Raw genomic sequence first — 21801 nt, forward strand, 5'->3', positions numbered from 1 at the left:
TTGTAATATCAGGCGCTACCTGTGAAGGCAACTTCTGGAAATTTCAATTGAGCTTCTGCCATTGGACGGTTTCTACCTTCCTCTTGCCAGTAGTTAATCACTTCTGTCGCTTTGTTAAGCAACTCGACACGATCCACGTCAGTAATCCAATGTTTGGACTCTAATTCCTTTTTTAACTCTTCCCACGCATCATTTCTGGGCCAAAAAAAGTACTTAGTCAAGGGACTTGTGCCTTTGCCGACAATTTGATCGACTGCAAGAGCAACGTTTTCGTCTAACCACAAAATTTTCAAAATAAACTTGGTCAATCACACCTCCGGGAATTTCCGGGCATTATTTAACAAGGATAGCGATCGCTTATTTTAACGCAATACCCTATCAAATGACCAAACAGTGATTGGATTGGGCTAGCATAAAGTGTAGTCGGCGCTAAAAGAGATGCTTATGACTGCCCAACTGCCCCAATTTCAAACAACATCTGGTTCAGATTTGTATGAGCAAGACTTTTACCTGTGGATTCAAACCACAGCAGAACTGCTCAAACAAGGTCGGCTGACAGAACTGGATTTAGAGAATTTGATTGATGAAATTGAAACGATGGGCAGGAGTGAAAAGAAAGCACTGAGAAGCAATTTGGAAGTGGTGCTGATGCACCTATTGAAGTATAAATATCAAGCCGAGAAGCGCTCTGGTAGTTGGCGAGCAACAATTCGGGAGCATCGCAAACGCATCAGACAAGCTCTAGAAGAAAGTCCTAGCCTCAAACCATATTTTGATGAGGTTTTTGAGCTATGTTATGACGATGCTAGACTCTTGGCTGTCGATGAAACTGAATTGCATTTGGCTACCTTCCCCGAACAATCTCCCTTCACGCCAGAGCAAGCCCTCGACCCCGATTTTTTACCTGATACCATTTCTTTATGAGGCTGCGCCAAACCCTTTTAACTTCTTTCTTTCTTCCTTTGTGTCCTTTGCGTACTTTGCGGTTCGTTTTTCTTTCTTCTTTCTTGTAAATATGGTTTAGCGCATCTTCATACAGAATTGGTATGAGTCATAATCACACCCTGATTTAAAAGATTTTGCTGTTAATTTTTAATTTTGAATTCGGAGCGAAGCGACGTGACTGCCCAACTGCCCCAATCTCAAACAACATCTGGTTCAGATTTGTATGAGCAAGACTTTTACCTGTGGATTCAAACCACCGCAGAACTGCTCAAGCAAAAGAATTTCACACAACTGGACTTAGACAACCTGATTGAAGAAATTGAAACGATGGGCAGAAGTGAAAAGCGGGCATTGGAGAGCAATCTGGAAGTGTTGCTGATGCATCTGCTCAAATACCAAATTCAAACTGAAAGGCGCTCAAAAAGTTGGCAGTACACTATTTTGGAACACCGCAGGCGAGTCCAAAAGGCACTCAATGAAAGTCCGAGTTTGAAGCCTCACTTCGATCGGGTTTTCGATGAAAGCTATGAAACTGCTAGACGACTGGCTGTAATAGAAACTGGATTAGCGATCGCAACCTTTCCCGAACAATCTCTCTTCACGCCAGAGCAAACCCTCGACCCCGATTTTTTACCTGAGTCACGATCTGACGTTTTATGATGATTTAAAACTCTTTTGCTTCCTACCCCATGACTCAAACAAATTCTGTAAAAGCGATCGCTATTTTCGATATTGATGGCGTTGTGCGCGATGTGAGCGGTTCCTATCGCCGTGCGATCGCAGATACTGTAGAATATTTTACCACCCAAGCATATCGGCCAACCCCACTAGATATTGACCAACTAAAGTCTGAAGGCGTATGGAATAATGATTGGGAAGCATCGCAGGAATTAATTTACCGCTACTTTGAAACTCAACAACAGAGCCGTGAGCAACTGCAACTAGATTATGGTGCGATCGTTGCTTTTTTTCAATCCCGCTACCGTGGGACAGATCCAAATAATTTTACAGGGTATATCTGTAATGAACCTTTATTATTACAACCTAGCTATTTAGAACAACTTACCCAAGCTAGGATTGCGTGGGGATTTTTTAGCGGTGCGACTCGTGCTTCTGCCAACTATGTCTTAGAAAAACGCCTGGGTTTGGAATCTCCAGTGTTGATTGCGATGGAAGATGCACCAGGTAAACCAGACCCTACTGGACTTTTCGCCACAGTTCGGGAGTTAGATAATGGGATTGAGGAAAGATTAGCTGTAGTGTATGTGGGAGATACGGTAGCAGATATGTATACCGTCGAGAAAGCGCGGCGTTTAGATTCTTCTCGCCCTTGGATTGGTGTAGGGGTTTTACCGCCCCATGTCCAGGAAACAGCAGCACGTAGTGATGCATATAGCAAGACATTGCTAGCAGCAGGAGCAGTAGTAGTTTTGCCTAATGTGCAAGAATTGACTCCAAGGCAGATTCAAGAATTGGTAAGTTCATTTGCTTGATCTGTGTTCTAAGATTAATCAAGCTAGGAGTGCATGAATAACTGGCTGATAACAATCTTGCTTTAATCATTGGGAGATTAATAAAAATGTCTGCACTTAAACTGCCTAACGGCCCTCAAACTCACCCTTGGGTACAGACGTATCAATGGCTGACTAATCCTTTAGAATACCTAGAAGACTGTGCTAAACGTTATGGTGATATCTTCACCCTTCAGCTAGGACAAAATTCTCCTGCTCAAGTTTTCATTAGCAATCCCCAGGCGATTCAGCAGATTTTTACTACAGATCCAAAACAGTTAGACTCTGGTGAGCCAGCAGGAATTAGATCGCCTTTATTAGGACGCCAATCACTACTGGCGCTGGAAGGAAAGCCTCATCAGCGACAACGAAAGCTATTGACACCACCCTTACATGGGGAACGAATGCTAGCTTATGGTGAATTAATCCGCAACATCACTCAGCAAGTGATTAATCGGTGGCAGGTTGGAGAAACCTTTGCAGTTCTGCCATCAATGCAAGCAATCTCTTTCCAAGTGATTTTGAAGGCTGTATTTGGTCTAGAAGATGGGCCACGTTACGAGAAACTCAATGAACTGCTGATTGCAATCCTGAATCCCAAAATCCCTATTTTAAGAACAATTCTGCTTCTTTTCCCAGCAATGCGACGGGATTTAGGAGCGTGGAGTCCTTGGGGGAAATACTTGCGTTTACGGAAGCAAATCGATCAACTCATCTACGCCCAGATTCAAGAACGCAAAGCACAACCCGATCCATCTCGGACTGATATTCTATCTTTAATGATGGCTGCTCGTGATGAGGCGGGAGAGCCGATGACAGACTTGGAATTACGTGATGAACTGATGACGCTATTAGTGGCGGGTCACGAAACTACTGCAACTTCCTTATCATGGGCGCTGTACTGGATTCATCATCAGCCGCAGGTGCGGGAAAAACTGCTGCAAGAACTAGATAAGTTGGGTGAACAACCAGATCCAAATGCTATTTTCCGATTGCCTTATTTGAATGCTGTCTGTTCTGAAACCCTACGCCTTTACCCAGTGGCGATATCGGCACTAAATCGAGTGGTCAAATCACCACTACAAATTGGAGAATACAACTTTGAGCCTGGGACTTTGCTCAATCCCTCTATTTATTTGACCCATCATCGAGAAGATTTATATCCTGAGTCGAAGCAATTTAAGCCAGAGCGTTTTCTGGAACGGCAATTTTCTCCTTATGAGTATTTACCCTTTGGTGGCGGGAACCGTCGCTGTATTGGAATGGCATTTGCCTTGTTTGAGATGAAACTGGTGTTGGCAACAGTGCTGTCTCACTGGGAGATGGAACTGGCTGATAGCAAACCAGTGCAGGCAGTACGTAAGGGTTTGCTATTTAGCCCAGCAGGAGGTGTGCAGATGGTGGTGAAGGGGAAGCGTCAGCAAAATCAGCCCGTCCTTCAGACTAGCTCTAGTTCCGTTTAAAGAGTTTTAGAATACTTTAGATAAATCCCGTAAGGCGTATAAGTTGAAAGTGTCGGAACCCTCTTTAAAGGGTTCTTGCTTCACTGTAACGTTGCTCAAACCGTATTTTTGAAGTAGCTCTGTAATTCTTTTAACTCGATTATCCAAATCGTGTACTTCTACAACGACTTGCTTAATCTTCGGCCAATCTTGCTCCTCAATACCTAAAAGCACATCTAACTCACTTCGCTCCACATCTACTTTCAGCAAGTCAATTTGCTGAACATCATACTCGCGGATAATCTCTGATACAGTTCTCAATTGACAAGTGACTTGTTCTACTTGAAAAGCTTTCTCCAATTTGTTATCGAGAATAAGCGATCGCAAAAATGACGGCAACCAACGAAGCCAACGGACTTGACTTGGTGCATCTTTGAGATTGCGTAGAATAGCATTTTTAAACTTATTTCGTTGCTGCTTTGAACCATCGGGATAAGCACTAGATAATGCTGTAGCGTTAGGATAGTAAGCAAAATTCATTGTTTTAGATTCCTGTGAAAGTCCACAGGGAAATACTTTAATTTTTTCTGGACTAAAGCGTTGAGCATTAGCTTGTAGAACATCAAAAATGTCAGGAATTGGCTCGAATGCATAAACATTCACATTTGTTTTACACAGATGAAATATCCATAATGTGAATAAACCAATATTCGCACCTACATCAAATACGGTGTCACCTTCATGTAACTCAATTCCAAATTGGAAATACTCCTGAATTTGCCCATAAATAATTGGTACTTCCTCTTTGCGGATGCAAAATATTTTCATGCCATTAGGAAGCGTATTCTCTGGGATTAAAGTTGGCATAAATAAAATATAGAACTCCTATTTGATTTTTGAAAAAAACTCAGTACACCTTTATTTCCTCTTCCCTGTTCGCTGTTAGTTACCTGCCTCTACGAGTGATTTAGTAATCAAATCAGATTGCTATATATGCACAATATTTCATTATTATTATTGTGTTTAAGCCAAGACAGGCTTGCCTGTAGCAACAACCTGCTCAATAATCTCAGCAGCTCGACTTACCCCCCCAGCAGCAAGAGTAGCTGCTTGTAATCTGAGCGCATTCTGTTTATAAGATTCTTCTGTCAACACGCGCTTAATAGCATTTTTCAATATCGGAACATTCAGTTTTTTGAGGGTGACAAGCTCACCCGCCCCTGTCCAAGCAATCCGCGCTGCTACTCCTGGCTGGTCATTAGCAACTGGAATCGCCACCATTGGCACTCCTTTTTTCACACATTCCATAGTTGTATTCATTCCCGCATGAGTAATCATGAGGGTGGCTTTTTCCAGCACATCTAATTGAGGTGCATACTCAACTACTAAAGGATTTCCTGCCAAGTCTGGCAGTGATTCTGGTTTAGCAGAACCTCCCAGAGAAATCACTAACTGAGCATCCAAATCTTCACAAGCTGAAGCAATAGTCTGAAAAACCCAAATCAGACGGTTTTGCAATGTTCCCATCGAAGCGTAAATTAACGGTTTCCCCGTCAATTTTTCATAGGGGAAAGAAACAGGTATTCGACTGGCTGAAGTATGGTAGCTTCCTGTGAAATGGAACCAAGGAGCTAATTCTTCCCTAGGAAATTCAAACTCAGCAGGTGCATTACTTATTTGAGCTAGTGGAGAGTAGCTATCTTTAAGACTAGAGTACAAGGGTAATTTCCACTCTCGACGATATTCATTAATCAAATCTTCAAGTGGTTTGACGACACTATTAAGTAATGTGTAACCTATTTCGTTGCGTAAGCGTGCCCACGCAGCTGGGCTATACTTCCAAGTTGTGAAAAAAGGAGGAACGCTAGGTTCTCGATTCAGCACCACAGCGCTGCACACAGTGATGAAAGGAATTTTGAGAAACTCGGCAATTGTCCCTCCCTCTACTGAACTTTGGTTTACTAGCAAAGCTTCTACACCTGCTGCTTTAATTGCTGCTGGAGCCTCTTGGAGTGTCACAGATGAAACCCGCTTCAGCAGATCAATAGTGTATCGAAATGCAGCCAATCCACGCAGTTGCCCTAATTTGGCAAAGGTTTCTGCTGTTGAGCCAGGAATAAAATCTTTTTCACCAATTGCTTGGAATTCTATTCCTGCTGCCAGTACCTTAGATTGAGTATCGAGTGAGCCAAAGAAGGTGACGCGATGCCCACGCCGTTGAAGTTCCTGCCCCAAGGGAAGCATTGTATTGAGGGGGCCAGTTGCTGCACCAGGACAAATGATACCAAAATGAGTCACGATCAATGCCTCTACTGAATTTTCAAGAACTTATCCAAAGCTGTAACTAGGCTGGGGGGCCAACGCCGGATATTTTTTACCCAGTCGATATCCTTATAACGGCTATCAAGTCCATAAGCTGCTACCCAGTTACTTTCGGCTTCACCTTGTTCTCCATTTACCCAATATGCAGCTGTGAGGGCGGCACGCACATCAGCAAATTTGGAGTATTTACGGGCGATATTTCGCATCTCGCGGATTGCTTGCTCTTTTTGACCAGTTTCATACAGAGCGAGAGCGTAGTTAGCACGGGCGAAGGCAAAATTTGGGGCTATCTCATTAGATTTTTTATAATCTGCGATCGCATCTGACCATTTTCCTAAACCTGCTGTGGCATTGCCGCGATTGTTATATGCCATCGCATCTTTAGGATCGAGTTCTAGAACACGATTATAATCTGCGATCGCATCGTCCCATTTTCCCATCCCTTCTAACGCCGCCCCCCGATTTAAATATGGATCGGTGACATTTGGCGCTAGTTCTATGGCTTTGTTATAATCTGCGATCGCCTCTGGTAACTTATTCTGACTCACCCGCGAATTTCCCCGGTTACTCCACGCCCCCGCATTCGTGGGAAATTGCTCAATAATCTTTGTCCAGTAAGTTTCAGCCGTCGCAAAATCACCTTGATTCGTCGCTATAAACGCTTGATTTGCCCACTCATCACCTTGTTTTAACTGTTCTTGAGTAATGGGCGGCTGAGATTGTGCCATAACTGGAGTAGCCCAGCCAAACACAAGTAACAGACTGAGAAAAATACCAATCAACTTAATCATCTAGGTTTACCTAATTTGTCATTTGTCATTTGTCACTTGCACCGAGCATTCGCCTAGCGTCTCGTTGGCGCAGCCTCTCGTAGAGAAGAGAAGCCGTTGGCGCAGCCTCTCCAAGAGTTGTATTTGTCATTGAGTATGGGGCAGAGGAATGGAGTTCAAAGGCTTATTTACGAGTATCAATGCCCAATGCCCCATCAAGAGTGCTGAGTTTCGAGTTTCGTTAGCGGATAGCTAAGGTTTAGCCCGTGCTGAGTGGGGCAGAGGGGAGAATAACTCCTAACTCCTAACTCTTAACTCAGCACTGTTTTGCCCAATGCCCATAATTACAATAATGACAACTGTTCGTTAGGCGGCGTAAACCCCAAATGCTTATATGCTGCCTTAGTTGCCATCCTCCCACGATGAGTTCTAGTTAAATACCCAATCTGCATCAGGTAAGGTTCGTATACCTCTTCAATTGTTTGGGTATCTTCACCTGTCGCTGCTGCCATTGTTTCTAATCCCACTGGCCCGCCATTAAATTGTTCAATGATCACACTCAACATCTGGCGATCTGTCCAATCTAAACCGCAAGGATCTACTTGGAATAGTTGCAATGCCTCGGATGCAATGTTTTCATTAATCTCACCCGATATTTTTACTTCCGCATAATCACGCACCCGCTTGAGTAGCCTATTAGCAATACGTGGTGTTCCGCGTGAACGACGGGCAATTTCTGTGGCACCATCTTCGGTAACGGGGGTTTTGAGTAATTGAGCGGTTCGCAGTACAATTTTAGTCAGTTCTTCAACTTCGTAAAATCGGAGTTTTTGAATTAAACCAAAGCGATCGCGCAGTGGTGAAGTTAAAGCACCCACACGAGTTGTAGCCCCTACTAGAGTAAACTTTGACAGTGGCAAACTTCTGATCCGAGCGCTAGAACCCTTACCAATTGTAATATCTAAGCGATAATCTTCCATTGCTGGATAGAGAATTTCCTCCGTCATCCGCGAGAGGCGATGAATTTCATCCACAAATAAGATATCCCCTGGCTTGAGGTTCACTAGTAGCCCAACAATATCTCGTGGACGTTCTAAGGCTGGCGCACTGGTAATTTTGTAATTTACCCCCATTTCCGATGCTAAAATCATTGCCATTGTGGTTTTGCCCAATCCCGGCGGCCCATATAGCAACAAGTGATCCAGTACCTCACCACGAGACTTAGCTGCTTTAATGGCAATATCTAGCACATCCTTTAAATCTTTTTGCCCAATGTAATCAGCAAATCGGTGTGGTCGAATACCTTCTTCTTGCTGTTCTTGCTCATCAATAGCAGCTTCAGGCTTCAAAATATTTTCTGTGGATGGTGCTTTCGCCGACTCTCGACGCTGCTTTGGTTCTCCGTTGGGTTCTGGAGGCTGTTTTTTCGAGGAGATTATCGCCATAATTCAGCTATCTACTTTTAAGGGACTAGAAAGTGGGAGAGCAGGGGAGGCAGGGGGAGAAAGAAGAACCAATACTTCGACTTCGCTCAATACAAGTGCCCAATGCCCCATGCCCATGAAAATTTTCGTTTGAGAATACCCGCGCCAATTTAAAATTTAAATTCCGGTCAATTACCCAGAAATACAAAAGTTATTATGTTATCTAAAAGAATCTTACCGTGCTTAGATGTGAAGGCGGGACGAGTTGTAAAAGGAGTTAACTTTGTTAATCTCCAAGATGCAGGCGATCCGGTAGAGCTGGCAAAGGTTTACAACGAAGCCGGTGCTGATGAGTTAGTATTTCTGGATATTACAGCTACTCATGAAGACCGAGCTACAATTATAGATGTGGTGTACCGCACTGCCGAACAGGTCTTTATTCCATTGACTGTAGGTGGTGGCATTCAATCCTTAGAAAATGTTAAAGCTTTGTTACGAGCAGGCGCAGATAAGGTTAGTATTAATTCTGCGGCGGTGCGCGATCCAGACTTGATTAATCGGGCCAGCGATCGCTTTGGTAATCAGTGCATAGTTGTTGCTATTGATGCCAGACGCAGAAATAACCCGGAAAATCCAGGTTGGGATGTGTATGTGCGGGGTGGCAGGGAAAACACAGGCTTAGATGCTCTATTGTGGGCACAAGAAGTTGAAAAACGGGGGGCCGGAGAACTGCTAGTTACAAGTATGGATGCTGATGGAACCCAAGCTGGGTATGACATCGAGATTACACGGGCAATTGCTGATGCTGTAGAAATTCCAGTCATTGCTTCTGGTGGTGCAGGTAATTGTGAACATATCTACACTGCCCTAACTGAAGGCAAAGCGGAAGCGGCATTACTCGCATCCCTGTTACATTACGGACAATTAAGCGTAGCAGAAATTAAAAGTTACTTGCGCGATCGCAACGTGCCAGTCAGAACATTATCTTGATCCACCATTTACCATTTAATGACATCCATCTAAGGTTAGACACACTTCCTGAAAAGGGTGTTAATATTATTTTACAAGTATTAACAAATATTAAGAAATATGTTGCTTCCTATTTTACTTTTTGATGTAGCCCTGGTGGCGTGGTCGCTGCACTTAATGGAAAAAGCCTACGAGAGTAAAGAATTTTCTCTAATGTTGGCTGGTACATTGGTTGCTCTGGCTGCTGCTGCCATGTTAGTAGTTTACTTTTTGATGGGGCATTGTATGACCTATTTGTTGCAAGTATCCTAGAGAGTGCTGAGTGCCAGAAGAGATATTTAAAATTTAGTTTCCAGAAAACTTGACAAAGTAATAATAACTAAGTAACTATATACAGATGATTTTAAGAAGATGTTTTAAAAGTACCAGAAAGTATAATTTTTGCCTTCTGGACTACGGTAAGTACAACGAAAAACTAAGGTTCTCGCTATATACTTAAATGCTTGGCTGTGCAAATGCTTGGCTGTGCTAATTATGAGAGGAAAAGACCCTTTTAAAACATCCTCTAAGGGGTCATAGCGCAGTTGGTAGCGCATCTGTACATTCACAAATTAGATGTCGCAATCGATTTCGGCGTTTGAGTAAGGATTATGAGTTGTACACAAAGCCAAGTGAAGCAATGATTTATGGCTCATTGATTCGTCTGATGGTAAAGCGAATGGCACCTTAAGCTTTTCTTGACGAATCAGATATAAGCATAAATATGGCTAACCAAAGCTTATTGATGCATCACTTTTTGAGTTTTACTTTCTGGAGTAATTCATCTTTAATCCGGTTAAGAATTGAAGTCTCATCCAAGTTTGCCAAAATCCGATTAATTACTGCTTTCGGGCCATCAGGCCCCCAAGTTGCGCCATTGGCTAAATAAACCTTGGTAACTTGTCCAATACCGTAAGAAGAAACACCAGCTACTCCTCCTTGGGTAATTGCTACCGATATATAAGGGCCTAGCGCAATGCCACCCGTAGCTGTTGCAGAGATCCCAAGTAAAGTTTTTAATCCACTCAAGCCTAAATTTGCTAACAATTCACTAGCGCCGATACCGCCCATACTCAGGGCGATTTTTTGTAGCAGTTGTACAGCGCCGGCTTCGGTCATAGAGAAGCCATAGAGTTTAGATAAACCCAAAATTAGAGCAATATCAATGACCACACTACTCAGAATATCTACCACAGTTACAGGATTGAGTGCGATCGCTAATGCCTTAGTCATCACAGCCTTCCAAATCAACTGATTGGCATTCTGTTCCCGAATCATCAGTTTTCGTTCTATCAACTGCTCATTTACAATATCGGCATAAAGCATAGTATTAAGGGCAACCAAGGCTTTGCCCTCACGATGCAAAATCTCCAATATTTTCAGCTTCAGTTCCTCGACTTGGGCATTCCCTGTACGCAACTGTATGCCCCTCGTACCATCAGGGCGACGAATCGCCGTCTTCACCAATGGCGATGCCGCAGCCATGACAATTTCTAGAGGTGTGAGTAATTCCCGCACCCTTTCATCCCGGATTTTGTGATAAATTGCCATCCGGTCTGCTTCTGGATACTGATCTACTTTGTTAAATACCAGAATGATCGGTTTACCTGCTTCCCGCAACTGAGAAAGGGCAGCGTATTCCAGCTTTGTCATATCGCCAGATATCACAAACAGAATCAAATCTGCTTGTTTGGCAATCTGTTCGGCTAAAGCGGCGCGGGTTGCACCATCTACTTCATCTAACCCAGGAGTATCAATTAATTCCACCTGCGATTGACCTACACCAGGGAGAGTGACACGCAAAGCCCGTTCAGTTTCCCCAATCATCTCCTCGCTAATACTCCAATTAACTGTTTGGGCAGTACGGGTAACACCGTGCAGCGGCCCAGTTTCAAATACCGTTTGCCCAACTAAAGAATTGAGTAGAGAAGACTTACCACGTCCCACCATGCCAAAAGTCGCAATCTGCACTACCATGCGGTCTAACTTTCCCAGCATGGTTTCCAACTCAGCAATTTCCGTCTCTAACCCGGTTTTTTCGTGGGGAGTAAGGTCGAGATTGGCTACCAAGTTTCGCAGGGCTGTTTGTGCTTGTTTATAGTTCAGTTCTGTCTGAATGTCTTCAAAACTGAAAATGGCACTATCCAGTTCTTCCTCCCAGCTGAGAGAATTTGCGTCAGTGTTAGCGGAATCGCTTTGATGAGGTTCAGGCACGGGCAATGTGGAAGTCATATCAATTTGAGATTTTAAATTTGGGATTTTTAAATTAGCCCTGTCTCTTATCCTAGTTATTTTTAACAGAGGTTTGTGCAGATTAGGGAGCAGGGAGCGGGGGAGAATAATAAATAACTAATGACCAATGACCAATGACTAATGACTAATGGCTCACAAAAAGTCATAAACTGAAAAAATGCATCTAATATAACGCGTTAGGATCTTGACTAAATTACCTGTGCGGAAAATCGTTATTGCCGGCAACTGGAAAATGTTCAAAACCCAGGCAGAAACCCAGGAGTTTTTACAAGGATTTCTGCCCCACTTAGAGGAAACCCCCCAAGGGCGAGAAGTGATATTGTGTCCTCCTTTCACTGATTTAAGTGTTTTGTCCAAGACCTTGCACGGTAGCCTCATCCAACTGGGGGCGCAAAATATCCATTGGGAAGAATATGGAGCCTATACGGGTGAGATTTCTGGCCCGATGCTGACAGAAAGCGGTGTACGCTTTGTGATTGTCGGTCATAGCGAACGACGACAATATTTTGGAGAAACGGATGCCACCGTTAATCTGCGCCTCCGAACTGCTCAAAGGTTTGGTTTGACTCCAATTCTGTGTGTTGGCGAAAGTAAACAACAACGAGATGCGGGAGAAGCTGAATCTCTGATTGCTCTCCAACTCGACAAAGGCTTGGTAGATATCAATCAGGATAATTTGGTGATTGCCTATGAACCGATTTGGGCTATTGGCACTGGTGACACTTGTGAAGTAGAGGAAGCTAATCGAATAATTGGCTTAATTCGTAGCAAGTTGACTAATCCAAATGTATCAATTCAATATGGCGGTTCAGTCAAGCCGAATAATATTGATGAGATTATGGCTCAACCAGAAATTGATGGTGTCCTCGTGGGAGGAGCAAGTCTAGAACCTGAGAGTTTCGCTCGGATTGTGAATTTTAAGTCAGTGTGATGTGCTTTTTTCTCGTTCCCATGCAGAGCATGGGAATGCCTAATGTAGATAAGAAGAATTCAGAACTCAGTAGTCAGAATTCAGAATTGAATTTTGTACGACTGGGTAATGAATATTGCTTGAAAACATTGCTCTTTGTGGGCGAAAGAAAATTAAAATATTTTTCAAGAGTTGATACTCCATCCTTTCACGGGTGGAGTATTCTGAATTCTGACTCCTGTTAGCGGTAGCGGGGCGTTTAGCCCATTCTGACTCCTGTTTTATGCCAAGGAACTTGATAATTCGAGGACGCTGTTTCGATTGGGGACAGCGGACTTATTTGATGGGCATTTTAAATGTAACGCCCGATAGTTTTAGTGATGGGGGTGAGTTTAACACTTCCTCTGCCGCTTTAATACAGGCGCAAGCACTGGTGGCTGCTGGTGCTGACATCATCGATGTGGGCGGTCAATCAACTCGACCAGGGGCAAAGCAAATAACTCTGGTGGAGGAACTTGACCGGGTACTATCGGTATTACAGGTGCTAAGACCAGAGATTTCAGTCCCGATTTCTGTAGATACAACCCGTGCTGCTGTCGCCAAGGCATCTGTAGAAGCTGGAGCCGATATTATTAATGATATTTCTGGCGGCACTTTTGACTCAGAAATGTTGCCAACAGTCGCAGAGTTAGGTGTGCCGATGATTTTAATGCACATCCGGGGAACACCACAGACAATGCAACAACAGACTGATTATCAAGATTTGCTTGGTGAGATTTATAATTTTTTGGCTCGACAAATTGAGGCAGCAACTACTGCGGGCATTGATCTGGATAAAATTATTATCGATCCTGGTATTGGTTTTGCTAAAAACTATGAGCAAAATTTAGAAATTTTTCGCGGCTTGCGATCGCTCGCACCACTCAACTGTCCTATCTTGGTAGGAGCATCTCGTAAAAGTTTTATTGGTCGCATTTTAAATCAACCAGATCCCAAAGCACGAGTTTGGGGAACGGCAGCAGCTTGTTGTGCTGCTATTTTTAATGGCGCTGATATTCTCCGAGTTCACGATGTTCAAGAAATGCGCGATGTTTCACTAGTAGCCGATGCCCTATTGAGACAAGCTAGACAGCGTGACTCTTAAGTATTCCGTTCTTCGATTTTTTTGCCATTACCTTCTTGAGTTACCGACTCGGCTATCAACTCCTGAAACATTTCACTTGAGTTAGCTGGGTCTACAAAGACAATTTTGGCATTATTGCTCTCACCAAGTTTTTGGCTCGCATCTACGTAATCTTGAGCTACAAGATACCGCAAAATATCCCTACTATCGGGATTGGAACGGAGAGCTTGAGAAATGATTTGCACTGAAGCCATAGTTCCTTCTGCTTTCTTAATCGCAGCTTCTTTTTCCCCTTCTGCTTCGGTAATCAGCGCCCGTTTTTTGATGACAGCGGCTTGTTCCTCTTCCCTAGACTTTCGGACACTCTCAGGTAGAGTGATTCTCTGAATATCTAATCGGAGAATCTCAACTCCCCAATCTGCCGTTACATGATTCAACTGATCTAAGATAGCTGAGTCCATCTCTGCTCTAGAGACGTTGGTCTGCTCTAGGGTATTTTGGGCAATGATTTCTCGGAGCGTAGTTGTGGTTATCTGTGTTAATGCCCCTTGCAGATCCTCAATCGCGTAAAAGCTTCTCTCGATATCTCTAATCCGCCAGTATACAATAGCATCCACTTCTACGTAAATATTATCTTGGGTGATCACATTCTGAGGTTTGATGTCTGTAAACTGCTCCCGTGTAGTATCTTCCATGACAATCTGATCTACCAAGGGAACAATAAAGTTCAGTCCTGGCTTAAGTTTCCGATGATACCGCCCTAAGCGTTCGACTAAGGCTTCATTTCCTTGATTAATCAGTTTTGCAGAACCTAATGCATAACCTATAAGGGCTAAAACTATAGCAATAATTGGCTCCATGTATGCTCCTATTCAGCTTTGGGGAGAATTTAGTGTCAAAGATATGGTACTAGCTTGTCATATCTTTGAGTTTAATGTTTTAAGTCTGTAATTTTATCAACACCAGCAGCGATGTCGAGTCGCTACAAGTTTTGTACATATTCTCTAAGTGAGACTGTTTTGCAGAATGCGTAGAAGCTCTGCTTCTTGTCGTCAGACATCGCTATTAAAGCACCTTGATAAAACGCTGGCAAGGACTACTTGATGTAATCAACATTACTTGTACTGACATTTTCAGACAGATTGGATTTAACTTAAGTATATTTACGCAAATTAAATTCAATCAATGTAAAATTTGGCAAGATTTTAAAAACACCACTATAATCGGATAAAAATTGGCTTGGGCCATTAAAAATATTAAAATATTATGGGCAGGTTGTTAATCAAACTTATAGGTTTAATTCTACTTTTCACAGGATTATACTTTTTTGGTCAAAACATCATATTTGTTAGCGGTTACTATTCATATTTTTACCGTAGCTTACCTGCTACAGCTTCAGTTTTGGCAACGATGCTAGGTATATTTGCATTAGTCTTTTTCCAGAGAGAAACTGGTAACTTGGGATGGATTTTTCTAGGCATTGGCATAATACTAGTTTTCTTAAGCGGTGGAGTTATTTTAAAGCCTACTAGCTTATGGAATTTCATAATTGCTTTTACAGCATTAGCAACTGGATATAAATTACTAAATGAGGGCAGAATCAACTTTTAAAATCTGTTTCCATCATATATCTTAGTAACTAAAATGACATTATTACCCTATTCAGAGTACAGTTAGAAAAATTTAGTATTACAATCCATCAACCAAAATAAACGCCTTTAAACATCGGTTAGCTTTCTTTAATCAGCTGATAGGACAGTATTCAATACTTGTCGGTTAAGGGGAAAAGGGAAAGGGGAAAGGGGAAAGAAAAAATCTTTAACCTTTACCCTTTAACCTTTTCCCAAAACCCAATTCCGAGTTAAAAATGCACAAAGCGTGCAGTATTGGGACAGTATTCATCCAGCCCTAAGACTCAGAATTATTAATGGTGCGGCTATTACAAACATTCATCGCCTTTTCTACTCCCTGTTTGAGACTTAGTTCAATACACTCAATTACGAACTGAAGTACAAGAGACATCTGCTGATTTTCGGCAGCGGAAAATCGCCCCAGCACATGAGAGATAGTACCGGAATCATCTTTATTAGCTGCATCTTTGGGTTTACCAATACCGATTCGCAAACGGGGAAAGTTTTGGCTACTAAGATGTGCGATCGCACTTTTCATACCGTTATGTCCCCCAGCCGAACCAGATAAACGCAAACGAGTTTTTCCTAAAGGCAAATCCATATCGTCATAAACGATCAACACTGACTCAGGCGGCAATTTATACCAACTTGTCACCGCTTGTATTGCTTGTCCTGAGCGATTCATATAAGTTAACGGTTTCAACAAGCGAATTTTACCTCCACCTGGGGCCATACCCTCACCATACTCACCCTGAAACTTGCGGTTTTCTGTTAAGGAAATGCGCCAAGAACGAGAGAGAGTTTCTAAAGCAGCAAAACCGATATTATGGCGTGTTTGGTCATACTTAGCTTCTGGATTCCCTAACCCGACGATTAGTTGTGGAATTACCAAAGCTGGTTGCGTAACAGCTTCTGTCATTTTGCCTACAGTCAATTGATATGCAGCACTCTTTTATATAGTCTGTCTGATTAATTTTAATAAGTTCGTAGTAAGCACTTCAGTGCTTAAAATCCAGGACTAAAGTCCTTACTACGAACTTGACAAACTACTAGCTAGGTTGGGAAGAACTAGCGGTATCCTGCTCAGATTTAGCAGGGTGGATTTGCTTAGGTTCCAATTCAGCAGTAGTCTTGACAACTTCTTCTAACTGTTCTGCTTCTTTTTGAAACTCGTTTTGAAACTCCTTGGAAGCTTCTTGGAAACTACGAATTGTTTTGCCCACACTCCGACCGATCTCTGGTAGCTTTTTTGGGCCAAAGATTAACAGCGCTACTACCATAATTACAGCCATTTCCGGCAGACCGATACCAAATATATTCATTTTTTGTCTCCTGTAAACTCTAAAACCACTACAGAAACTCACATATATAGTTAGTCTAGTCGGAAATCGCAACTCATAAAAAAACCCGGAAGAACCGGGTATGACTTAACTTATGATCCAAACTCGCTCGCTGCGTATGCGTTAGCGTCCTAAACTGCGCCAATCGACAAATACATCCTGAACCAACAGTGATTTATTGTAAAGTTGCAGAATAATCAACAGAAACACGAAAAATAGCGCTATAAAAACAGCCATTACAGGGGTAGTACCCCAACCTGGAGCCACTTTCCCATATTCCGAGTTAAGTGGTTTCAGGATATCTCCCAACCTAGTCCTTTGTGCCATAGTTCACCTAAGATTACTTGCCAAAGCTTTTTTTAATCTTCTGTAATATTCTATAAGAATAGCACTCATCATCTATCTCTCAATTATGGAACCCGCAATAGTTCTTAGCATTTCTATGGCTGCCGTCGTGGTTGCCATCACTGGAATTTCGATTTATACCTCATTCGGCCCTCCTAGCAAGGAATTGAACGATCCGTTCGATGACCACGAAGATTAAAAGAGTTATATCACATCCATATAAATTGTTGGTGCGATGTCTACGATGGGCTATGCCTACGCAGATAAGCATTGCTGTTGCTCGTCGAGGTTTCCTCTATGAGTGACTGGTGTGTGGGGTGCATTGGTGTCAACTTAAGCCGAAAAGCCGAAAACTATATCGGACAGGCGTTTTGCAAATCCCTCACGCCCTCATCCCCTAACCCCTTCTCCCTTGGGAGAAGGGGAATTGAATGTCTAGCTCCCCTCTCACGAATGGGAGGGACTGGAGGTGAGGGCAAAACCTTCTCACCAAGCGGGTTTCACGTTAAATTAACACCTATGTATGGGGTGAAATGACTATGGCAATCATAATTAATTACCCAAACATGATATTTGAAGTGCGTTACGGCTTGAGCCGTAACGCACACTACTTTGGATGTTTTTTAATTGGAAGTCTCTAATGGGTTGCCACTACCTCTCCTTCCAGGCGAACGAGTCGGTCTGCCAAAAGTTTTTCAAGGTCTTCTAGTGCCTTGGTGAAACCTTTAATACCTTCGTCTAGTTTGTCAGTTGCCATACGGTCAGCAGCGTGCAATTTTTCATAGGTAGCTTTGTCAATGGATATCTTTTCGATTTCCAAGCTTGCTGCTTTGGCGGGGTCGAGTTTGCGTGGCAGTTCTGCAACCGTTGATTGCAATTCAGACAAAAGTGATGGAGAAATGGTCAGCAAATCACTACCTGCAAGTTCAGTAATTTCACCAAGGTTACGGAAGCTAGCTCCCATAACTTCGGTTTTATAGCCAAATTTCTTGTAGTAGTTGTAGATTTTGGTGACAGACAAAACACCTGGATCTTCGGCTGCTGGGTAGCTATCGCGTCCGGTATCTTTTTTGTACCAGTCAAGAATCCGGCCAACGAAGGGAGAAATTAAGGTAACACCAGCTTCTGCACAAGCGATCGCTTGGTGAAGACCAAATAACAAGGTAAGGTTACAGTGAATACCTTCTTTTTCCAGAATTTCGGCAGCGCGAATGCCTTCCCATGTGGTGGCAATTTTAATTAAAACGCGATCGCGGTCAACTCCAGCAGCTTTATACTGAGCAATTAATTCCCGTGCCTTAGTCAGAGTAGCTTCGGTATCATAGGACAAGCGAGCATCCACTTCTGTAGACACGCGACCGGGAATGATTTGCAAAATCTTTAATCCAAAAGCAACTGCCAAACGGTCAAAAGCTAGAGAAACTATCTGTGCTTGGGTGGCTCCGGCTCCAGCATCTTTTTTTGCTTGGAGTAAAGTTTGATCGACAATTCCCTGATATTCTGGCATTTGTGCCGCAGCAGTAATCAGAGAAGGATTGGTGGTGGCATCTTGGGGTTTGAACTTTTCAATTGCCTGGATATCCCCTGTATCTGCGACCACAACAGTCACTTGTCGCAATTGTTCCAGTAAATTCTTAGACATAAAATACTCCGTGATGAATGTTACAGGATTTACTAGCGAGTGCTGGGTGCTGAGTGCTGAGTGCTGAGTGCTGAGTGCTGAGTTAGGAGTAGAGACACGATTAATCGCGTCTGTACAAGAGTTATTAGTCTCCTCATTGTCTCCCCAGTCCTTAGTCCCCAATCACCAGTCCCAGTCCTTAGTTTCTTCAATTCTGATTCTGGCAATTTTTCAGAATCATTGCCTAAGTTTGCTTACTATTCAGAGCCACAGCCTTATTCTAAGTGCCTTATGCCGAAATTGGCTGTCCAATGGAATGCACTTTGATTAAACTAGTTGTGCCCGATTTACCAATTGGAACACCAGAGGTAATAACTACTTTATCGCCCTTGTTTGCTAGACCCATGTCTACAACTGTGTTCACTACATTAGTAAACATCTCTTCGGCATTGTGGACTGGTGGAATCAGCAAAGCTTCCACACCCCAAGAAAGTGCTAGCTGGCGATAAGCGGTGATGTCGGAGGTGAGGGCAATAATGGGAGAAGTCGGCCGATATTTAGACACCATTCTCGCTGTATTTCCTGATGAAGTGTTACAGAGAATTGCCCGTGAACCCGTTTCATAGGCGATGCGACAGACGGATTCTGCCACAGATTCGGTAACGCTCAAACTGCCCGCTTCATGACACCAAGCGTGTTTGCTACCCTCATCTAGAGCCTGTTCTGTCCGCACAGCGATGTTGTGCATCATCTGGACGGCGGCGATGGGATATTGTCCGACAGCTGTTTCACCAGAAAGCATTACCGCGTCTGTTCCATCCAAGATCGAGTTAGCAACATCGGTGGCTTCGGCGCGGGTGGGATCGGGGGCGCTAATCATCGACTCTAGCATTTGGGTGGCTGTAATCACTGGCTTGCCAGCACGATTGCAACGGCGAATAATATCTTTTTGAATTAGGGGTACTTCGTGAATTGGCACTTCCACCCCTAAATCGCCACGAGCAATCATAATCGCGTCGGCAACCTTCAGAATGGAATCAAAGTTTTCTACTGCCTCCGATCTTTCGATTTTGGCAATTAAGCGGATCGAAGCGCCAGCGGCTTCAATCATCCGTCTGGCGGGTTCTAAGTCTTGTGGCGATCGCACAAAAGACACCGCTACCCAGTCTACACCCAACTGAATCCCAAAGCGCAGATCCAGCAAGTCTTTCTCGGTGATGGAACTTACAGGTAAAGGAGTTTGGGGTAGGTTTACTCCCTTGTGCGTAGAAATTAAGCCGCCATTTTTCACCTGTGCCCGAATGCGATCGGCATCGCGATCGGTAACTATCAATTTGACGCGACCATCATTAATTAAAATCGGTTCACCTGGTCGCACCATTGCAAATAAAGTCGGCAATGGTAGGGGTAGTTCGTCAATACTCTCACCCTTTTCTTGCAAAACAAAAGTAACTTCAGTACCAGCTTCTAAATTTAAGCCTTCCGGCGGTAAAGTTCCCAAGCGAATTTTGGGGCCACACAGGTCTTGCATAATGGCGATCGGCTTTTGCAACTCAGTACTAATCTGCCTGAGATAGTGAGCCGTTTGGGCGTGGAATTCATAAGCTCCGTGGGAAAAATTCAGCCGTGCCACATTCATTCCAGCTTTTACCAAGGCTTGCAGCTTTTCAGGTGCAGATGTAGCCGGGCCAACAGTACAAATGATTTTGGTTCGACGCATAGGGATTGGGGGTTGAGGAGTAACTTGCAAATTTGGATGCTTTATACCAATTCGTAATTCGTAATTCGTAATTCGTAATTAAGAGACTTCGCATCCAAATTCACACGTGCTTCATATCACTGGTTTGCTAAATAAAAATACTAGATTCCGTTTTATTTTCGGAGCATTTACCATTTGACCCAAATCCCAAAAGTCCCTAGTCAAGAGTCAGCAGTCAAAAGCTAATGACCAATGACTAATGACTAATGACTAATGACTAATGACTAATCAAACCACAGCCGCTGTCGGGGCGAGTTTTTCCTTCTGTGACATAGACAACATCAGGTCAATCACACGATTTGAGTAGCCCCACTCGTTGTCATACCAGGCTATTACCTTGAAGAAGTTGGAATTCAACTCAATCCCAGCACCTGCGTCGAAGATGCTGGAATGAGTATCACCTTGAAAATCTGTGGAAACTACTTCTTCATCTGTGTAGCCCAAGATACCCTTTAGTGAACCTGCGGCAGCCTCTTTCATGGCAGCACAGATTTCCTTATAACTGGTAGCTTTGGCTGTTTTGAAAGTTAAATCAACTACAGAGACATCGGGAGTCGGAACTCGTAATGCCATCCCAGTTAACCTGCCCTTCAATTCTGGTAAAACCAGTGCTACGGCTTTCGCTGCGCCTGTGGAGGAGGGAATAATATTTTGGGATGCACCTCGACCACCCCGCCAGTCTTTTTTGCTGGGGCCGTCTACAGTTGGCTGAGTGGCAGTCATGGCATGGACTGTAGTCATCAACCCTTCAGTCAACCCAAAGTTGTCATTAATCACCTTAGCTATGGGAGCTAGACAATTTGTAGTGCAGCTAGCATTGGAAACAATGATATCCTTGCTAGGGTCAAATAGGTGATGATTGACACCCATTAACAGGGTAGTAACTCTATCTGGATCTTTGGTGGGAGCAGAAATTACCACTCGCTTTGCACCTGCCTTCAGGTGGTTTGCAGCTCCTTCGTAGTCAGTGAAGAGTCCAGTCGCTTCCACGACATAATCTGCACCTAATTTTCCCCAAGGTAACTCTGCTGGATTCCTAACTGACACACAAGGAATGAAATGTCCGTCAATCAAAAAGCCGTCTTCCTTGGCTTCAACCTTGTGCTTCAATTTACCGTGGGTTGAATCGTACTTTAATAGATAAGCGAGATTATCTGGTGGTACTAGGTCATTAATACCCACAAACTCAATGTTGGGATTATCGATGCCAGCGCGAAGCACAAGTCGCCCGATGCGACCGAAGCCATTGATACCAACTTTTAATTTAGTCAAGATTAAACCTCCCGTTGTGGAAAGTTGAACAAAAGGAGAAAGTTAAAAGTCAAAATAGATTGCCTTTTACTCTTTACTCTTTGATCCTGACAGTCTCAGTCGGCTAAGGCATATTTACTTGGCAT

At 43.3% G+C, this 21801-nt stretch carries 23 protein-coding genes and 1 pseudogene; 11 read left to right on the top strand and 13 right to left on the bottom strand.

Annotated elements, in window-relative coordinates; translation table 11 throughout:
- Window positions 1–8: 8 nt before the first annotated feature.
- Window positions 9–308, bottom strand: a complete 300-nt coding sequence (locus V7K61_RS31720) for a 30S ribosomal protein PSRP-3 (protein WP_069071048.1) — start codon at window positions 306–308, stop codon at window positions 9–11.
- A gap of 136 nt (window positions 309–444) precedes the next feature.
- Between V7K61_RS31720 and V7K61_RS31725 the strand changes: the two genes are divergently transcribed.
- The 4 genes from V7K61_RS31725 (at window position 445) to V7K61_RS31740 (ending at window position 3919) form a co-directional block, all read left to right on the top strand.
- Window positions 445–924 carry a DUF29 domain-containing protein gene (locus V7K61_RS31725; RefSeq protein ID WP_335059804.1) on the top strand — a complete coding sequence of 160 codons (480 nt, stop codon included), beginning with the start codon at window positions 445–447 and terminating at the stop codon, window positions 922–924.
- Between the two features lie 195 nt (window positions 925–1119).
- Entirely contained in the window at window positions 1120–1605 is a 486-nt protein-coding gene (locus V7K61_RS31730; RefSeq protein ID WP_335059806.1) for a DUF29 domain-containing protein, read from the top strand.
- Between the two features lie 29 nt (window positions 1606–1634).
- Window positions 1635–2438, top strand: a complete 804-nt coding sequence (locus V7K61_RS31735) for a TIGR01548 family HAD-type hydrolase (RefSeq protein ID WP_335059808.1) — start codon at window positions 1635–1637, stop codon at window positions 2436–2438.
- Between the two features lie 86 nt (window positions 2439–2524).
- The gene (locus V7K61_RS31740; protein ID WP_335059810.1) at window positions 2525–3919 is read left to right on the top strand and encodes a cytochrome P450; all 1395 of its coding nucleotides are present in this window, start codon (window positions 2525–2527) and stop codon (window positions 3917–3919) included.
- A gap of 6 nt (window positions 3920–3925) precedes the next feature.
- On the opposite strand, the gene V7K61_RS31745 is transcribed toward V7K61_RS31740, so the two are convergent.
- The 4 genes from V7K61_RS31745 to ruvB all read right to left on the bottom strand — a co-directional run bounded on the left by V7K61_RS31745 (window position 3926) and on the right by ruvB (window position 8435).
- Window positions 3926–4765, bottom strand: coding sequence for an FkbM family methyltransferase (locus V7K61_RS31745; protein ID WP_335059812.1), 840 nt, complete (start codon window positions 4763–4765; stop codon window positions 3926–3928).
- A 156-nt stretch (window positions 4766–4921) separates the two neighbouring features.
- A complete protein-coding gene (locus V7K61_RS31750) occupies window positions 4922–6196 on the bottom strand; it encodes a glycosyltransferase (protein ID WP_335059814.1) in 1275 nt (424 codons plus the stop codon).
- Window positions 6197–6207: 11 nt separating this feature from the next.
- Window positions 6208–7011, bottom strand: a complete 804-nt coding sequence (locus tag V7K61_RS31755) for a tetratricopeptide repeat protein (protein ID WP_335059816.1) — start codon at window positions 7009–7011, stop codon at window positions 6208–6210.
- A 323-nt stretch (window positions 7012–7334) separates the two neighbouring features.
- Complete coding sequence (gene ruvB / locus V7K61_RS31760) at window positions 7335–8435, bottom strand: Holliday junction branch migration DNA helicase RuvB (RefSeq protein ID WP_335059818.1); 1101 nt, start codon at window positions 8433–8435, stop codon at window positions 7335–7337.
- Window positions 8436–8630: 195 nt separating this feature from the next.
- Here ruvB and hisF point away from each other — a divergent pair, with 195 nt between their 5' ends.
- The 3 genes and pseudogenes from hisF to V7K61_RS31775 all read left to right on the top strand — a co-directional run.
- Entirely contained in the window at window positions 8631–9404 is a 774-nt protein-coding gene (gene hisF / locus V7K61_RS31765) for an imidazole glycerol phosphate synthase subunit HisF (protein ID WP_292741463.1), read from the top strand.
- Between the two features lie 99 nt (window positions 9405–9503).
- On the top strand, window positions 9504–9695 hold the full coding sequence (locus V7K61_RS31770) for a hypothetical protein (protein WP_094348875.1): 192 nt from the start codon (window positions 9504–9506) through the stop codon (window positions 9693–9695).
- A gap of 310 nt (window positions 9696–10005) precedes the next feature.
- A pseudogene (locus V7K61_RS31775) lies at window positions 10006–10113 on the top strand (IS5/IS1182 family transposase); the annotation flags it as partial.
- Window positions 10114–10172: 59 nt separating this feature from the next.
- Here the strand turns inward: V7K61_RS31775 and V7K61_RS31780 are convergent.
- On the bottom strand, window positions 10173–11654 hold the full coding sequence (locus V7K61_RS31780; protein ID WP_335059820.1) for a GTP-binding protein: 1482 nt from the start codon (window positions 11652–11654) through the stop codon (window positions 10173–10175).
- Window positions 11655–11874: 220 nt separating this feature from the next.
- Here V7K61_RS31780 and tpiA point away from each other — a divergent pair, with 220 nt between their 5' ends.
- Window positions 11875–12606, top strand: coding sequence for a triose-phosphate isomerase (gene tpiA / locus V7K61_RS31785; protein WP_335060114.1), 732 nt, complete (start codon window positions 11875–11877; stop codon window positions 12604–12606).
- Window positions 12607–12868: 262 nt separating this feature from the next.
- A complete protein-coding gene (folP, locus tag V7K61_RS31790) occupies window positions 12869–13729 on the top strand; it encodes a dihydropteroate synthase (protein WP_335059822.1) in 861 nt (286 codons plus the stop codon).
- Here the strand turns inward: folP and V7K61_RS31795 are convergent.
- A complete protein-coding gene (locus V7K61_RS31795) occupies window positions 13726–14568 on the bottom strand; it encodes an SPFH domain-containing protein (protein ID WP_099103130.1) in 843 nt (280 codons plus the stop codon). The two genes, folP and V7K61_RS31795, sit on opposite strands and share 4 nt — an antisense overlap.
- Before the next feature lie 406 nt (window positions 14569–14974).
- Between V7K61_RS31795 and V7K61_RS31800 the strand changes: the two genes are divergently transcribed.
- Entirely contained in the window at window positions 14975–15319 is a 345-nt protein-coding gene (locus tag V7K61_RS31800) for a hypothetical protein (RefSeq protein ID WP_335059825.1), read from the top strand.
- Between the two features lie 297 nt (window positions 15320–15616).
- Here the strand turns inward: V7K61_RS31800 and pth are convergent, their stop codons facing one another.
- From pth to psbH, 3 genes are all read right to left on the bottom strand, one after another.
- On the bottom strand, window positions 15617–16258 hold the full coding sequence (gene pth, locus V7K61_RS31805) for an aminoacyl-tRNA hydrolase (protein ID WP_335059827.1): 642 nt from the start codon (window positions 16256–16258) through the stop codon (window positions 15617–15619).
- A gap of 130 nt (window positions 16259–16388) precedes the next feature.
- Complete coding sequence (locus V7K61_RS31810) at window positions 16389–16661, bottom strand: TatA/E family twin arginine-targeting protein translocase (protein ID WP_099103129.1); 273 nt, start codon at window positions 16659–16661, stop codon at window positions 16389–16391.
- 141 nt (window positions 16662–16802) lie between these two features.
- Window positions 16803–17006, bottom strand: coding sequence for a photosystem II reaction center phosphoprotein PsbH (psbH, locus tag V7K61_RS31815; protein WP_104905475.1), 204 nt, complete (start codon window positions 17004–17006; stop codon window positions 16803–16805).
- An 85-nt stretch (window positions 17007–17091) separates the two neighbouring features.
- On the opposite strand from psbH, the gene psbN reads away from it, so the two are divergent.
- On the top strand, window positions 17092–17223 hold the full coding sequence (gene psbN, locus V7K61_RS31820) for a photosystem II reaction center protein PsbN (RefSeq protein ID WP_012410654.1): 132 nt from the start codon (window positions 17092–17094) through the stop codon (window positions 17221–17223).
- A gap of 438 nt (window positions 17224–17661) precedes the next feature.
- On the opposite strand, the gene V7K61_RS31825 is transcribed toward psbN, so the two are convergent.
- The 3 genes from V7K61_RS31825 to gap form a co-directional block, all read right to left on the bottom strand.
- The gene (locus V7K61_RS31825; RefSeq protein ID WP_335059829.1) at window positions 17662–18666 is read right to left on the bottom strand and encodes a transaldolase; all 1005 of its coding nucleotides are present in this window, start codon (window positions 18664–18666) and stop codon (window positions 17662–17664) included.
- 268 nt (window positions 18667–18934) lie between these two features.
- Window positions 18935–20365, bottom strand: coding sequence for a pyruvate kinase (gene pyk / locus V7K61_RS31830; RefSeq protein ID WP_334840124.1), 1431 nt, complete (start codon window positions 20363–20365; stop codon window positions 18935–18937).
- Between the two features lie 267 nt (window positions 20366–20632).
- Complete coding sequence (gene gap, locus V7K61_RS31835) at window positions 20633–21676, bottom strand: type I glyceraldehyde-3-phosphate dehydrogenase (protein WP_335059830.1); 1044 nt, start codon at window positions 21674–21676, stop codon at window positions 20633–20635.
- Between the last annotated feature and the right edge of the window lie 125 nt (window positions 21677–21801).

It is taken from the genome of Nostoc sp., assembly GCF_036918015.1.
Taxonomy (GTDB): Bacteria; Cyanobacteriota; Cyanobacteriia; order Cyanobacteriales; family Nostocaceae; genus Nostoc.